The organism is Streptomyces sp. T028 (assembly GCF_048159505.1).
Taxonomy (GTDB): Bacteria; Actinomycetota; Actinomycetes; order Streptomycetales; family Streptomycetaceae; genus Streptomyces.
In genome coordinates this window covers 166,397-180,734 of sequence record NZ_JBLRVZ010000001.1, presented here as the reverse complement: position 1 = coordinate 180,734, position 14,338 = coordinate 166,397, and the positions used below count along the sequence as shown (strand labels likewise).

Here is a 14,338-nt window from a genome sequence, read left to right as displayed (position 1 = left end):
GTGCTTGACCCCGGCCCGGCGCGAAAATATCTTTCAATCGTGACCCAGGAAGCGAAGGAAACCTTCAAATCGGAGACCTTCGGTCCGGAAGGCTCCAGTCCGAAAGCCTTCAGTCCGGAAGCCTTCCGTCCGGCGCCCGCCGCGCTCGCCAGCAAAGTCCGTACGCTCGCGCCCTCCATGACCCGCTCCATGCAGCGCGTCGCCGAGGCCGTCGCGAACGACCCCGCCCGCTGTGCCGCCCTCACCGTCACCGGCCTCGCCGAACGGACCGGCACCAGCGAGGCGACCGTCGTACGCACCGCCCGCGCCCTCGGTTACCCCGGCTACCGCGATCTGCGGCTCGCCCTCGCCGGGCTCGCGGCCCAGCAGCAGTCCGGCCGCGCGCCCGCCCTCACCACCGACATCGCCGTCGACGACTCCCTCACGGATGTCGTCGCCAAACTCGCCTACGACGAGCAGCAGACCCTCGCCGACACCGCCGCCGGACTCGACACCACCCAGCTGGAGGCCGCGGTCACCGCGGCGGCGGGTGCGCGGCGGATCGACGTGTACGGCGTCGGCGCGAGCGGGCTGGTCGCCCAGGACCTCACCCAGAAGCTGCTGCGGATCGGGCGCGTGGCGCACGCCCACAGCGACCCGCACCTCGCGGTGACGAACGCGGTGCAGTTGGGGGCCGGGGACGTCGCCGTCGCCATCACGCACTCCGGGTCGACCGGGGATGTCATCGAGCCACTGCGGGTGGCGTTCGAGCGGGGGGCGACCACGGTCGCCATCACGGGGCGGCCGGAGAGTGCGGTCACCCAGTACGCCGATCACGTCCTGACCACGTCGACGGCACGGGAGAGCGAGCTGCGGCCCGCGGCGATGTCCTCCCGGACGGGGCAGTTGCTGGTCGTGGACTGTCTGTTCGTGGGGGTGGCCCAGCGGACGTACGAGGTGGCGGGGCCCGCGTTGGCCGCGAGTTACGAGGCGCTGGCTCATCGGCACCGGTAGACCGTGGAGAGAGCCGTTTCGTCGGGGGCTGCGGGTCCGTTGTGGCTGGTCGCGCCCACGCGGCGCAGCCGCATATCGACACAGCCCCGCGCCCCTAGCAGCTGCACTGGACCCGTATCAGGAAGAACCGTCTGCCATGACCTCCACCTCCTCCGACGATCTGCGCCGTCAGCTCTTCTCCCTCACCACCGAGACCTTCCGGCCCGAACTCGCCGACATCGACCGGTTGCCCACCCTCGACCTCGCCCGGCTGATGAACGGTGAGGACGCCGGGGTTCCGGCGGCCGTCGCGGCGCAGTTGCCGCGGATCGCCGCCGCCATCGATGCCGTCGCCGAACGCATGGGCCGCGGGGGCCGGTTGGTCTACGCCGGGGCCGGGACCGCCGGGCGGCTCGGGGTGCTCGACGCCTCCGAGTGCCCGCCGACCTTCAACACCGCGCCCGGGCAGGTCGTCGGGATCGTCGCGGGCGGGCCGGAGGCGATGGTGACCTCGGTGGAGGGCGCGGAGGACTCGCGGGAGCTGGCCCGCGCCGACCTCGAGGCGCTCGGCCTCACCCACGACGACACGGTGATCGGCGTCTCCGCCTCCGGCCGTACCCCGTACGCGGTCGGCGCCGTGGAGTACGCCCGGGCCCGGGGTGCGCTGACCGTGGGGCTGTCCTGCAACGCGGGCAGCGCGCTGGCGGCTGCCGCCGAGCACGGGATCGAGGTCGTGGTCGGGCCGGAGCTGCTCACCGGGTCCACCAGACTGAAGGCCGGCACCGCGCAGAAGCTGGTGCTCAACATGGTGTCGACGATCACGATGATCAGGCTGGGCAAGACGTACGGGAACCTGATGGTCGACGTCCGGGCCTCCAACGACAAGCTGCGCGCCCGCTCGCGGCACATCGTCGCGCTCGCGACCGGCGCCGGGGACCGCGAGATCGAGGCGGCGCTCACGGCCACCGACGGCGAGGCCAAGCACGCGATCCTGGTGCTGCTCGCCGGGGTGGACGGGGCGACGGCCGCCCGCCTTCTGGAGGAGTCCGGCGGTCATCTGCGTGCCGCGCTGGCCGCGGCGGCCGGCTGAGCCGCACGCTCGGTGGGTGAGCATCCCCAAGGACAGCGCCGGCGTCGGCGCCCATGAGCTCGCCGCCGCGATCCTCCCCCTGGTCGGCGGCCCCGCGAACGTCACCTCCGTCACCCACTGCATGACCCGGCTGCGGCTGTGCCTCGCCGCCCCGTCCCGGGCGGACGGGGACGCGCTACGGGCGCTGCCCGGCGTACTCGGGCTCGTCGTGGCCGACGGCACCTGGCAGGTGGTGCTGGGGCCGGGGGTGGTGACGCGGGTGACGGAGGAGTTCGAACGGCTGACAGCGCCGGAGCGGAGGGGGCGTGACGCGACCCCCTTCAAGACCACCTTCCGCCGACTCGCCGCCGTGTTCGTCCCGCTCATCCCCGCCCTGATCGGCTGCGGCATCCTCGCGGGCATCAACGGTCTGCTCGTCAACGCGGGCCTGCTGCCGGGCCTGACCCCCGCCCTGGCCGCCGTCGCCTCCGCCTTCATGGCGCTGATCCCCGTGTTCGTCGGCCACAACACGGCGAAGGAGTTCGGCGGCACACCCGTCCTCGGCGGTGCGGTCGCGGCGATCGTCGTCTTCCCCGGGGTGGCGAAGGTGACGGCGTCCGGGGTGCATCTCTCCCCCGGCCAGGGCGGTGTACTCGGTGCCCTCGCCGCGGCCCTGCTGGCGACCCGTGTCGAACGGTGGGTCCGGGGCAGGGTCCCGGACGCCCTGGACGTCCTCCTCACCCCCACCCTGACCGTCCTCGTCGCGGGCCTCGGCACGCTGTACGGGATCATGTACGCGGCCGGTGCGGTCTCCTCCGCGATCGGTACGGCGGCGAACTGGCTGCTGGCCACCACGGGCGCCGTCGCCGGCCTGGCCCTGGGAGGTCTCTTCCTCCCCCTGGTGATGCTCGGCCTCCACCAGGCCCTGATCCCCATCCACACCACCCTCATCGACCAGCAGGGCTACACGGTCCTGCTCCCCGTCCTGGCGATGGCGGGCGCGGGCCAGGTCGGCGCGGCGGTCGCGGTGTACGTCCGGCTGCGCCACGACACCTCCCTCGGCACCTCTCTTCGTACGACGATCAGATCGGCGCTCCCGGCGGGCCTGCTGGGTGTCGGCGAACCCCTCATCTACGGCGTCTCCCTCCCCCTCGGCCGCCCCTTCCTGACCGCCTGCGCGGGCGGCGCGGCCGGCGGCGCCTTCATCGGCTTCTTCGCGATGCTCGGCGACCGTGTCGGCGCCACCGCCATCGGCCCCTCGGGGTGGGCCCTGTTCCCCCTGCTCGCGGGGAACAGGGGGCTGGGCGTCACCGCCGCGATCTACGCGGGCGGCCTGCTCACGGGCTACGCGGTCGGCTTCGCGGCGACCTATGCCTTCGGCGGTGTGCGAAGGGCGGCGGCGGCCGGGCTCCGTACAGGTCCCGAGGGGAGGATGGGCAGATGGTCGTCGTAGAGATCCATGTACCGCTGTCCCCCGCCCCGGATCTGGCGGAGGGCGCCTACCCGTTCCCCTGGATCGACGCCGTCGAGGACTTCCTGGCCGTGTTGGAGGACGAGGGCGGCGCGGAGGTCTTCGACGAGGGCGTGGAGGACGAGGACCGTTACGTCTTCTTCGTCACCGGGGCCGAGGAGCGGACCCTGCTGGAGGTGGCCTCCCGGGTGGCGACCCTGCCGGGGGTTCCGACCGGGGCGTTCGCAGTCGTGAGCGACGAGCCGGGCGAGGAGATCGGGCGCGGCAGGCGGGTGGAGCTGCCGGCCGCACCCTGAACCGTCGGCTACCGCTTGTTCCGCTTCCGGTGGCCCGACACCTTCCCGATCCAGGCGATGAAGTCGCCGGGATCCAGGTCGGCGCCGTGGCCCGCGTCCCAGTAGTACGCCGTGTTCACGTCGTCGCCGAGGTCGGTCAGCCGGGTGGCGAGGTTGGCGACGACGGAGTGCGAGGTGTCGGTGTCCTTGGTGCCGACGCGTATCCACCAGTGCTTCGCGCGGTGCGGGTTGACCTTGTCGACCAGGTGGTACATCGGGTTCATCAGCTGCAGCTTGGCCGGGATGTCGGCGTCCAGGCGGGCGCTGTCCCCGGCCTCGTGGCGGAGGCTGTAGAGGGTGAAGTGGCGGGCCCTGGTGGTGCCGGTGCCGTAGAGGTTGCACTCGGGTGTGGACATGTCGAACGCGTCGAACGACGGGGCGTTCTTCCTGCGCGCGCCGACATGGGTGAGGAAGTCGGCCCAGGTGAAGGTCGCCTTCCCGGCGGACCAGGTGAGGAAGGGGTGCGCGGCGAGATAGGCGGAGCGGGCCGTGTCCGACAGGGCCGACAGGTACTTCGTGGCGGACGGCTGGATGAACGTCTCCAGGATGTACGTGTCCAGATTGCGCGTCGTGAGGGTGCCGTAGCCCCGGGCGCGCAGCTTGAGAGAGGCGAGGTAGTCCGTGTACTGGGCCCTGAGGTCGGCGGAGATCGTGGCGTCCACGGTCGCGCCGGAGGCGAGGTGGTTGGCGCCCCAGTTCCACTCGTAGGCGGCGTCGGCGTGCTCCAGGTCGGTGATCGGGCACCAGTCGCCGCTGGCGAAGATGGCGTCGCTCGCGTCGGCCGCGCCGATCTCCTCCAGATACGGCTCGTAGAGCGGGCTGTCGCCGGAGGCTCCGAGGAGGGCGGAGAGGGCGCCGCCCGCGCTGACACCGGAGGAGACGATCCGGTCCACGTTCCCGGGCACCCGGCCCCGGTTGGACTTCAGATACCGCACCGCCGCCTTGAGGTCGACGATCGCGGCGGGCGCCGTGCCGTAGTAGACGCCGTTCGCGTCGACGAGCGTACGGCCGCGCGCCCCTGGCTCCACGACCACGTACCCGGCGGCCAGCGCGAGCGCCTGCCGGCTGGTGCCGCCGCCCATGCCGGACGCGCTGATCCCGGTGGCGTTGGCCACGGACGAGGGCATGTACCCGCCGATGGCGTTGGCGAGCAGCACGGGCGCGTCGGAGGCGTCCACGGCGGCCCCGTCGATCGCGACCGGGACGCTGACGTTGAGGGACTGGTAGGCGGCGTTGACCGGACTGGCCACATAGCTCGCGACCTTGAAGAAGCGGTAGGTCACGCTGCGGGCGGTGCCGGTGGTGTCGGTGATCGTGATCGTCTGCTCGGTGTAGGCGGACGGGTCGAAGACCAGGGAGGAGTCGGCGGCCGCCTTCTTCGCGGTCCCGCTCGCCGCCCGGGCGCTGCTCGCGGCGAGCCCGACGACGGGCACCACGGTTGCGGTGGCGGTGGCGGTGGCGGTGAGTCCCTTGACCACAGTTCTGCGCTTCACTCGCTTCACTTGAGTCTCTCCTCTGGGCAGCTCTGTCAGCTCTTGCCGACGGCCCTTGCTATCACCGCCCGCCCCGAATCGTCATCAAAATTGTCAACAATCACAGGCTGCACCTCACAACTTGGCCGAGAGCCGCCGTCCGCCGCGCCCGCCCTACCCTGGGTGCCATGAACCACGCCCAGTCCACCGCCCTGGGCCGTGCCCTCCGACTGCTCGGGGAGCACGGCGAGGCCCTGTCCGCCGACACCCCCGACGCCCGGTTGCACGAGGTCAAGGCCGATCTACGGCGCGCGCTGGAGCTGTTGGACGAGAGCGTCACCAGCGCCGCCCCCACCACCCGGTGCGCCGAGCACCCGAACGGCCCCGTCGACGAGGCCGCCCCCGACCTGTGCCTGCTCTGCGAGACCCGGCGGCGGGCGGCCCGCCGGGCCGAGTACAACGGCCCCGCCCCGCAGAGCGCGCCCGCCTCCCACGCCCCCTCCCGCTACGGCAGCCGCGGCGACCGCCCCCAGCCCCAGCAGCGCTGGCTGCCCGAACTGTGGAACGGGCAGGAGTGGCAGCTGTGCGGGACACCGCGCCGCGACCGCCACGAGGCCGAGCTGTACCTCGCCGCCCTGCGCCGCGGCTCCCGCCCCGCCATGGCCTACCGCCTGGTCCACGAGTTCACCGACTACGAGGTCCTGCGCATCTGGGGCACCCCGGTGAAGGTCGACATCGAGCCGCTGGGCAATCTGTGACAGCCCGCGGGGTCGCGGCTACCAGCAGGGCTTGAACGAGCTGATGCGGTCGTTGTTGTTGTCCCCGACCCATTCGGTCGCCTTGCCCGCGGGGACCCAGGTGAGCATCTCGCCGCCGTAGTCCGCGTTCTGGTAGAAGCAGATGTCACGGTTCGTCCAGTTGACGATCGAACTGGTCCGGTCGTTCATGAGGTCACCGACGTTGGGGCGGTACGGATCGGTCTGACCGATCCAGATGCCGCCGAAGTTGGCGTTCTGGAAAATGCACACCATGGCCGCCGGGCAGTCGCCCGAAGCGGCACCGGCCGTGGGCGCCACGGCCACGGTACCGCCGGTCACGGCAGCCGCCATCGCCACCGGTACCGCCACTCGCCGGAGAAGTCCCTTGTAGGTCACTGGTTCCGTCCTTCCTTCGCAGGGGGTTTCGCGGGGGAAGTCAAGCAGCGCTTTGTTGGCTGATCGTTGTCCGCACACCATGGCCGCCCGGACCCTCCCGCCCGGCCTCTCACGCCTTCACCGGTTCGGCGTGCTCCACCTCCTCGACGGCCGCGACCGCCGTCTTCCGCTTCGGGATGAAGCTCGCCAGGAGGAAGGCGAGGAGCGCGGCCCCCGCCCCGATGGCCATGACGACCTTGAAGCCGTTCTCGGAGGGCAGCGCGTACCCGCCGAAGTCGGTCGTCATCTGGGCGAGGATGACGCCGGCGATGGCGCTGGCGAAGGACGTGCCCAGGGACCGCATCAGGGTGTTGAGGCTGTTCGCGGCGCCCGTCTGGGTGGGGTCGACCGCGGCCATGATCAGGGCGGGCATGGCGCCGTAGGTGAAGCCGACACCGGCGCCGATGACGCAGGACGCCAGGACGATGTGCCAGACCTCGCTCATGAGGACGATGTTCAGGCCGTAGCCGGCGGCGACGATGAGCGCGCCGATCATCAGGGTGACCTTGGGGCCCCTGGCCCGGGTGATCGCGGCGGACACCGCCGACATGACCATCATCACCAGGCCCTGCGGGGCCAGCAGCAGACCGGCGGCGAGCATCGACTTGCCGAGGCCGTACCCGGTCTGCGAGGGCAGCTGGAGAACCTGCGGCAGCACCAGCGACATCGCGAACATCGAGAAGCCGAGGGCGACCGAGGCGAGGTTGGTGAACAGGACCTGCCGCTTGGCGGTGGTGCGCAGGTCGACCAGCGGCTGCTTCGCCTTCAGCTCCCACCAGCCCCAGGCCGGCAGGATCACCAGGGCGGCGGCACCCAGACCCAGCGTGGTGGCGGAGGTCCAGCCCCAGTCGGCGCCCTTGGACACGGCCAGTAGCAGCGTGACGAGCCCGGCCGACAGACCGAGCGAGCCGACCAGGTCGAAGCGGCCACCGGTGCGGTTCTTCGACTCGGGGATGAAGATCAGGACGAGGATCAGGGAGACGACCCCGAGGGCGGCGGAGGTCCAGAACAGGACGTGCCAGTTCCAGTTGTCCGCGATGAACGCGGCGGTCGGCAGGCCGAGCGCACCGCCGACACCGAGCGAGGCGCTCATCACGGCCGTCGACCCGGCGAGCTTCTCGGCGGGCACGGTGTCCCGCAGGATGCTGATGCCGAGCGGCACCACGGCGGCCGACAGGCCCTGCAGCACCCGGCCGACGATCAACGGTACGAGGGAGTCGGCGACCGCGCAGACCAGCGAGCCGACGATCAGCATCAGGATGCTGACGACCAGCATCCTGCGCTTGCCGATCATGTCCCCGAGCCGGCCGACGACCGGAGTGGCCACAGCGGCGGCGAGGAGGGTCGCGGTGACCGCCCAGGCGGTGTCGGACGCGGGTGCGTCGAGCAGCCTCGGCAGCTCGGAGACGATCGGGATGACCAGGGTCTGCATCAGCGAGACGACGATCCCGGCCAGGGCCAGCACCGCCACCACGGCGTTCGGCCGCGGCGGGGCGGATGTCCCCGCCGCGGCGGGTCGGGCAAGGGCGTCGGACATGACAGGGCCTCCGTGGAATGGACAGGGTGAACTGCTTGACTCAAGCAAGCTTATGCAGATTGATTGAGTTAAGCAAGCGAAATCCCCCGCGCGCGGATGCCCCTATAACCGGCGCAGCTGCGGGCAGTCGTGCCGCTGGGGCGGCACGGGTGGGCGCAGCGGCACCCGCCCCCCGGCAGCACCCGAGCCCACTGCGCCCACCAGAAGGGAAGGGGAGGCGGCCGGAAACCGCCTCCCCGAACAGGAGAACTCGGGAGAACTCGGGAGAACTCAGCTCAGAGTGCGCAGGGCAGCCGCGTCGTACGCCTTCAGCTCGTCCGTGCGTCCCGCGAGGACCTTCGCCGCCCACTCCGGGTCCTGGAGCAGCGCACGCCCGACGGCGACGATGTCGAACTCGTCGCGCTCCAGGCTGTCGAGGAGGTCGTCGATGCCCTTGACCGGGGAACCCTCACCGGCGAAGCCCCGGATGAAGTCACCGTCGAGACCCACCGAACCCACCGTGATGGTGGTCTTGCCGGTGAGCTTCTTCGTCCAGCCCGCCAGGTTGAGGTCGGAGTCCTCGAACTCCGGGAGCCAGTAGCGGCGCGTGGAGGCGTGGAAGGCGTCGACACCGGCGGCGGCCAGCGGCGCGAGGATGGCCTCCAGCTCCTCCGGGGTCTCGGCGAGCCGCGCACGGTAGGCCTCCTGCTTCCACTGCGAGAAGCGGAAGATGACCGGGAACTCGGCCGAGACGGTCTCACGGACGGCCGCGACGACCTCGGCGGCGAACTTCGTACGGGCCACGGCGTCACCGCCGTAGGCGTCGGTACGGCGGTTCGTGCCGGCCCACAGGAACTGGTCGACCAGGTAGCCGTGGGCGCCGTGGATCTCGACACCGTCGAAGCCGATGCGCTCGGCGGCGGCCGCGGCCTCGGCGAACGCACCGATGACGTCGTCCAGGTCGCGCTGGGTCATCGCCTTGCCGGTGCCCTCGGTGCCGTCGACGCGCAGCCCGGACGGACCGACGGCCGGGGCGTCCGCGTACGGCGGCTCGCCCTGCTTGCGGACCATGCCGATGTGCCACAGCTGCGGCACGATCGTCCCGCCCGCCGCGTGCACGCCCTCGGCGACCTTCGCCCACCCCGCGAGCTGCTCCTCACCGTGGAACCGGGGCACGCGGTCACTCTGCCCGGCCGACTCGTGCCCGACGTACGTCCCCTCGGTCACGATCAGACCGACACCGGCCGCGGCACGCCGCGCGTAGTACGACACCACGTCCTCGCCCGGGATGCCGTCCGGGGAGAACATCCGGGTCATGGGCGCCATGGCGATCCGGTTCGGGACGGTCAGACCGTTGATACTCACCGGTCGCGAAAGGATCTCGGCGGCACGGGTGGGGGCGGCGGTGGGCTCGGTGACGCTCACGCGGGGGCTCCTCGTGAAGTGGTGAGGGATGAAACCGATCGGTATGTGCACATGCATCGAGTGCTTGCGAACGGTTCAACCCCACCGGGCCTGCCCGGCATTCCGACTCCGCCCTCGCCAACCATGTGATCCCGCCCACCCCCGCCCCCGCACCCACTCCCGCGCACTCACCCTTCCCTCCCATTAGCGGAGATTTCACCATCATTTCCCCCTCCGTTTCGCGGAGTCGCCGCGGCTTCCCGCATGGCGCACCACCGCTGGGCACCGGCTGGCCGACCAGCCAAAACTCGTGGTGCAACCACCCGAGAACCCTGGGAAAGGCCACACCCATGCTCGAACGCGCCCTCACCACGGCGTCCGCCGCCCTCGCTCTCACGCTCTGCGTCCTCACCCCCTCCGCCCTGGCGGACGCCGGCACTCCGCTCGTCATAGGCCATCGCGGCGCCGCGGGGCTGGCCCCCGAGAACACCCTGGAAGCCGTGGACCGGGCGGCCCGGGCCGGCATCGGCTGGGTCGAGGTGGACGTGCAGCGCAGCAAGGACGGTGTGCTGGTCGTCCTGCACGACCAGGACCTCGCCCGTACGACCGACGCGCGCACCGTCTTCCCGCGGCGCGCCCCGTGGAAGGTGGGCGACTTCACCGTCGCGGAACTGACCGGACTCCGCGCCGGCGCCGAGCCCCGGTGGAAGGGGTCCGGCTACGAGAACGCCCGCGTCCCGACCCTCGGACAACTCCTCGACCGTCTCGACCGCACCGGCCAGGGCCTGCTCCTGGAGGTGAAGTGGCCGCAGAACCACCCCGGCGTCACCCGGGACATCCTCGCCGTCCTCGGCCGCAAGGGCTGGCTGGACCGCCGGCACGTCGACAGCCGACTCCACATCATCAGTTTCCAGGCAGCGGCCCTGCGCGAGGTGCGCGCGTTGCGGCCCGCCATCAAGCTCGGCATCTGCCAGGAGGGGGCGTCCGCGGGCAAACTGGCGTCGTACGCGAAATTCGTCGACTCGGTGAACCCTCAACAAGGGGCCGTCACCCGGGACTTCGTACGCCGGGCCCACGCGTTGAAGGGCCCGCACGGCAAACCTCTGAAGGTGTGGCCCTACACGGTGAACACCGCCACCCAGGCCCGCCGCCTCCGCGCCCTGGGCGTGGACGGCTTCACCAGCGACGTCCCCGACGCGATGCGGAGAACACTCGGACGTTGAGCGCATGAGGAAACGGCGTTGTCAGTGGGGCCGGTTAGCGTTTTGGCATGGGAGACGCGATGTGGGTGGGGACATGGACGACGGACGGCTCTTCGGGGGATCCGCGCCTGCTGGGGACGCTGACGGGGCACGAGGGCTGGGTGACGGCGGTCGAGACGGCGGTCGTGGAAGGCCGCGCGGTGGCGGTCACGGGCAGCAGGGACCACACCGTACGGACCTGGGACCTGACCACCGGCAGCGAACTCCACGCCCCGCTCGTCTGCCGCGCGGACGCGTGGACCTCGACGACCGCCGAGGTGGAGCACATAGCCATGGCCACGCTGGACGACCGCCCGCTCGCCCTCCTGCTGGAGCGCCTCGGCCGCGAGAAGCGGGTGCTGCTGCTCGATCCGGCGACGGGGCTGCCGGCCGGGGAGTGCGTGCGAGTGGTGGAGACGGCGGAGATGGATGGCCTCGGCCGGGTGCTGCTGACGGTCGAGGAGGAGCGGACTCTACGGCTGTGGAGCGTGGCCACGGGCGAGGAGATCGGCTCGGCGGTACCGGCCCGGATAGTCGTCGGGGCCTACGACGAACCGGTCGCGGTGAGGGCCGAACTCGAGGAACTCGAGGGCGGGGTGGTGCGGACCTGGGACATGGAGGGGCGCCCAGTCGACAAGGGGGGCGATACGCGGGGCGCGGCGGCTGTCGTGGTCGACGGGCGGCTGGTCGCCGTCGCGTTCAACGCGGTGGGCATCAACGGTTTCTTCGACGGGGAGACCGCGGTGGCCGTGGTGGGCGAGCTGGCGGTTGCCTGTGGTCGGCGGTCGGGCGAGGTGGTGCCGGTCTCGCAGGTCGCGGAGGTGGAGGGGCGGCCGGTGAGCGTGGTACGGGAGCCGGGTGGTGGCGGGCTGCGCCTGTGGGAGCGGGGGGTGGCGTCCTGCCGGGCTGACGAGGAGGAGGCAGTGGTGACCACCTCCGCCCTGCACGGACAGCCGGTCCGCCGACCCCGGGACGTCGACATACAGCAGGAGTGGACCTGGCAACTGGTCCACCCGACGGCCACCTTGGGCTCCTCCGACGGGGTGGCGGCGGGCATCCTGGCAGGCCGGGCGATACGGCTCACCGCGGACACGGATCACACGGTACGGCTGTGGGACGCGGCCACGGGAGCGGCACTGGGCGAGCCGCTCGTGGGACACACGGACAGGGTCAGGGCGGGCTCGGTGGCGACGGTGGCGACGGTGGCGACGGTGGCCGAGCAGACCGTCGCCGTGACCAGCGGGCTGGACCGGACCGTACGGCTGTGGGACGTGACCACCGGCAGGCAACTGGGTGAGCCGTTGGACGGGCACACGGCACAGGTGTGGGATGTGGCGACCGCGATGGTGGACGGACGCCCGGTCGCCGTGACGGCCGGGGCCGACCACACCGTACGGATCTGGGACCTCGGCAAGACCGGCGCCTCCCCTCTCCCCGCCGGTCACGGGGACGCGATAGTGGCGGCGGCCACGGCGGTCCTCCAGGGCAGGCCCGTCGTCGTCACGGCCGGAGCCGACCGGACCGTACGCACGTGGGACGCGGCCACCGGGGCACCGGTCGGCGAGCCCATCACCGCCGAAGTCGCCCTGATGGCCACGGCGGAGGTCGACGGCTCCCCGGTCGTGGTGACCGCCGCCCCGGACGCGACGCTGCACCGCTGGGACCTGGCCTCGGGCAAGGAGACCGGAGAACCGATCGCCCTGCCCAGCGGCAGGATCCTGGCCCTGGCGACCGGGCGGGTGGAGGGACGGGCGGTCGCGGTGACCGGCGGCTCGGACGGAACTGCGCAGGTCTGGGACCTCACGACCGGCACGTCCGTGGGTGCACCCCTCACCGGCCACACCAGCCGTATCACCGCCGTGGCCACGGCCGAGGTGGACGGCAGGGCGATGGCGGTGACCGGCGGCTGGGACAAGACCGTACGGCTGTGGGACCTGGCGACCGGCACGCCCGTGGGCGAACCCCTCACCGGCCACTCCGACTGGGTGACGTCGGTGATCACGACGGTGGCGGACGGTCACCCGGTGGCGTTGACCGCCGCGCGGGACGCCACCGTCCGGGTCTGGAGCCTGCGTGACGGGGAGGAACGGGACCAGCCGCTGTCCACCGGCGCGATACGCGCCATGACGGCGCAGGGCACGCACCTGATCACGACGGACGGCACCGAGACGGTCGCGCTCCACGACCTGACGACCGGCGCCCCCGTGGGTGAGCCCCTCACGTTCCCCTCCCCCGTCCATGCCCTCGCGACCACGGCGGACGGCGACCTGGTGGTGGGCCACGGCCGGGAGGTCGCGGTACTGGTCCGGGTGACCGTATGACGGGGCAGCAGCGCGGGCTGGTCTCGCTGACCGAGCTGGAGCGGTCCTCCGTGGTCGCCAACAACACGATGAACCGCGAACGCGGCCTGGCGGGCGTGAACAGTTACGCCCGCGAACTGGGCGTCGATCCGCTGGCTTGGCTGTCGGACCGCAGCCCCGGGGCGCGTTCCTGGCTGGACCTGTGCAGCGGCGAGGGCCGGGCCCTGCGGGAGGCGGCCTCGGCGCTGCCTCCCGACGCGGTCCTCACGGGCGTGGACCTGGTCGGCCCGCTGGTTCCGCTGCCGACGCCGCCCGCCATGGAGGAGATCACCGCGTCGGTCTCGACATGGGCGCCGACACGGCCGTACGACCTGATCACGTGCGTGCACGGCCTGCACTACGTGGGCGACCAGTTGGGCCTGCTCACCCGGGCCGCCTCCTGGCTGACGGAGGACGGGCTGCTCCTGGCCCACTTCGACCCGGAGTCGATCCGCTGGGCGGACGGCGGCGGGACGGCGGGGAGGGCGGTGGTTGCCGAGCTTCGGGCGACGGGGTTCGCGTACGACTCGCGTCGCCATCTGCTGACTCTCCAGGGCGCCCGGCTGACCACCGCCACCACCGCCCTCCCCTTCACCTACATGGGCGCCGACCCGACGGCCGGCCCCAACTACACGGGCCAGCCGGCGGTCGGCTCCCACTACTCCCGGACGATCACAGATACGGCTGAGTGATCAGCTCGATGGCGTGACCGGCGGGGTCCTTGAAGTAGACGCCCCGGCCGCCGTGTCCGTGGTTGATCTCACCGGGCCGCTGCATCTGCGGGTCGGCCCAGTGCACGACACCGCGCTCGCAAAGGCGCCGGTACGCCCGGTCGAACAGTTCGTCGTCGATGAGAAAGGCGTAGTGCTGCATCTGGATCTCGACCGGGGGCTCGGCGAACTGGAGCAGCACGCCGTCGTCGAGCTGGATGTTGATGAAGGGTCCCCACGACGGGGCTTCCGCCAGCTCCAGCAGTTCCCGGAAGAACAGGGCCGACTCATTGCGGTCCTTGGCGGCGATGATGGTGTGGTTGAAGGTGACTGACATGCGGTTGACCTCGCTTTGCGCTCGACACGGAGATGGGCTTCTCGGTGCGTGAGCGCGGGAGGGCCGCGGGCGGTCAGCTCTCCACCGGATCGCCTGTCCGTGTGTGGCGCGAGGCCGGTCCGGTGTTCATGTCAGGAACCCTACCGGTAATGCGGCCCGCCCTGTTCAACGAACGCACGCGCTCGCGCAGTACGTCGGCGGCGGGCGCCTCTGCCAGATCCTCCGGCCGGCAGTCCCACTCCCGCCCGCCACCGACCGGCCGCAACTGCACCCGCCCGC

13 protein-coding genes are annotated in these 14,338 nt (G+C 71.7%); 8 read left to right on the top strand and 5 right to left on the bottom strand.

Going from position 1 to position 14,338, the window contains the following annotated elements; genetic code table 11:
• Positions 1–39 precede the first annotated feature (39 nt).
• From ACLZN2_RS00975 to ACLZN2_RS00960, 4 genes are all read left to right on the top strand, one after another.
• Positions 40–993, top strand: a complete 954-nt coding sequence (locus tag ACLZN2_RS00975) for a MurR/RpiR family transcriptional regulator (RefSeq protein ID WP_416976366.1) — start codon at positions 40–42, stop codon at positions 991–993.
• 136 nt (positions 994–1,129) lie between these two features.
• Entirely contained in the window at positions 1,130–2,062 is a 933-nt protein-coding gene (gene murQ / locus ACLZN2_RS00970) for an N-acetylmuramic acid 6-phosphate etherase (RefSeq protein WP_416976365.1), read from the top strand.
• 16 nt (positions 2,063–2,078) lie between these two features.
• Positions 2,079–3,494: a PTS transporter subunit EIIC gene (locus tag ACLZN2_RS00965; protein WP_416976364.1), complete on the top strand. Its 1,416-nt coding sequence runs from the start codon at positions 2,079–2,081 to the stop codon at positions 3,492–3,494.
• Positions 3,482–3,808 (top strand): hypothetical protein, encoded by a 327-nt coding sequence (locus ACLZN2_RS00960; protein ID WP_416976363.1) that lies wholly within the window; start codon positions 3,482–3,484, stop codon positions 3,806–3,808. The genes ACLZN2_RS00965 and ACLZN2_RS00960 overlap by 13 nt, the downstream gene beginning before the upstream one ends.
• An 8-nt stretch (positions 3,809–3,816) precedes the next feature.
• On the opposite strand, the gene ACLZN2_RS00955 is transcribed toward ACLZN2_RS00960, so the two are convergent.
• Entirely contained in the window at positions 3,817–5,340 is a 1,524-nt protein-coding gene (locus tag ACLZN2_RS00955) for a subtype B tannase (RefSeq protein ID WP_416976466.1), read from the bottom strand.
• Positions 5,341–5,507: 167 nt separating this feature from the next.
• Here ACLZN2_RS00955 and ACLZN2_RS00950 point away from each other — a divergent pair, with 167 nt between their 5' ends.
• Positions 5,508–6,077 (top strand): hypothetical protein, encoded by a 570-nt coding sequence (locus ACLZN2_RS00950; RefSeq protein WP_416976362.1) that lies wholly within the window; start codon positions 5,508–5,510, stop codon positions 6,075–6,077.
• 18 nt (positions 6,078–6,095) lie between these two features.
• On the opposite strand, the gene ACLZN2_RS00945 is transcribed toward ACLZN2_RS00950, so the two are convergent.
• From ACLZN2_RS00945 to ACLZN2_RS00935, 3 genes are all read right to left on the bottom strand, one after another.
• Positions 6,096–6,473, bottom strand: coding sequence for a peptidase inhibitor family I36 protein (locus ACLZN2_RS00945; protein ID WP_416976361.1), 378 nt, complete (start codon positions 6,471–6,473; stop codon positions 6,096–6,098).
• A 109-nt stretch (positions 6,474–6,582) separates the two neighbouring features.
• Positions 6,583–8,049 (bottom strand): MFS transporter, encoded by a 1,467-nt coding sequence (locus tag ACLZN2_RS00940; RefSeq protein ID WP_416976360.1) that lies wholly within the window; start codon positions 8,047–8,049, stop codon positions 6,583–6,585.
• A gap of 270 nt (positions 8,050–8,319) precedes the next feature.
• Complete coding sequence (locus ACLZN2_RS00935; RefSeq protein WP_416976359.1) at positions 8,320–9,453, bottom strand: NADH:flavin oxidoreductase; 1,134 nt, start codon at positions 9,451–9,453, stop codon at positions 8,320–8,322.
• Positions 9,454–9,782: 329 nt separating this feature from the next.
• Between ACLZN2_RS00935 and ACLZN2_RS00930 the strand changes: the two genes are divergently transcribed.
• Genes ACLZN2_RS00930 through ACLZN2_RS00920 form a run of 3 tightly spaced genes read left to right on the top strand, consistent with a single transcriptional unit; the run spans position 9,783 to position 13,704 of the window.
• Positions 9,783–10,655: a glycerophosphodiester phosphodiesterase gene (locus ACLZN2_RS00930; RefSeq protein WP_416976358.1), complete on the top strand. Its 873-nt coding sequence runs from the start codon at positions 9,783–9,785 to the stop codon at positions 10,653–10,655.
• Between the two features lie 47 nt (positions 10,656–10,702).
• Positions 10,703–12,994: a WD40 repeat domain-containing protein gene (locus ACLZN2_RS00925; RefSeq protein ID WP_416976357.1), complete on the top strand. Its 2,292-nt coding sequence runs from the start codon at positions 10,703–10,705 to the stop codon at positions 12,992–12,994.
• The gene (locus ACLZN2_RS00920; protein ID WP_416976356.1) at positions 12,991–13,704 is read left to right on the top strand and encodes a class I SAM-dependent methyltransferase; all 714 of its coding nucleotides are present in this window, start codon (positions 12,991–12,993) and stop codon (positions 13,702–13,704) included. Before ACLZN2_RS00925 ends, ACLZN2_RS00920 begins: the two co-directional genes overlap by 4 nt.
• Here the strand turns inward: ACLZN2_RS00920 and ACLZN2_RS00915 are convergent.
• Positions 13,685–14,059 carry a VOC family protein gene (locus ACLZN2_RS00915; protein WP_416976355.1) on the bottom strand — a complete coding sequence of 125 codons (375 nt, stop codon included), beginning with the start codon at positions 14,057–14,059 and terminating at the stop codon, positions 13,685–13,687. The genes ACLZN2_RS00920 and ACLZN2_RS00915 overlap by 20 nt on opposite strands.
• Positions 14,060–14,338: the final 279 nt, after the last annotated feature.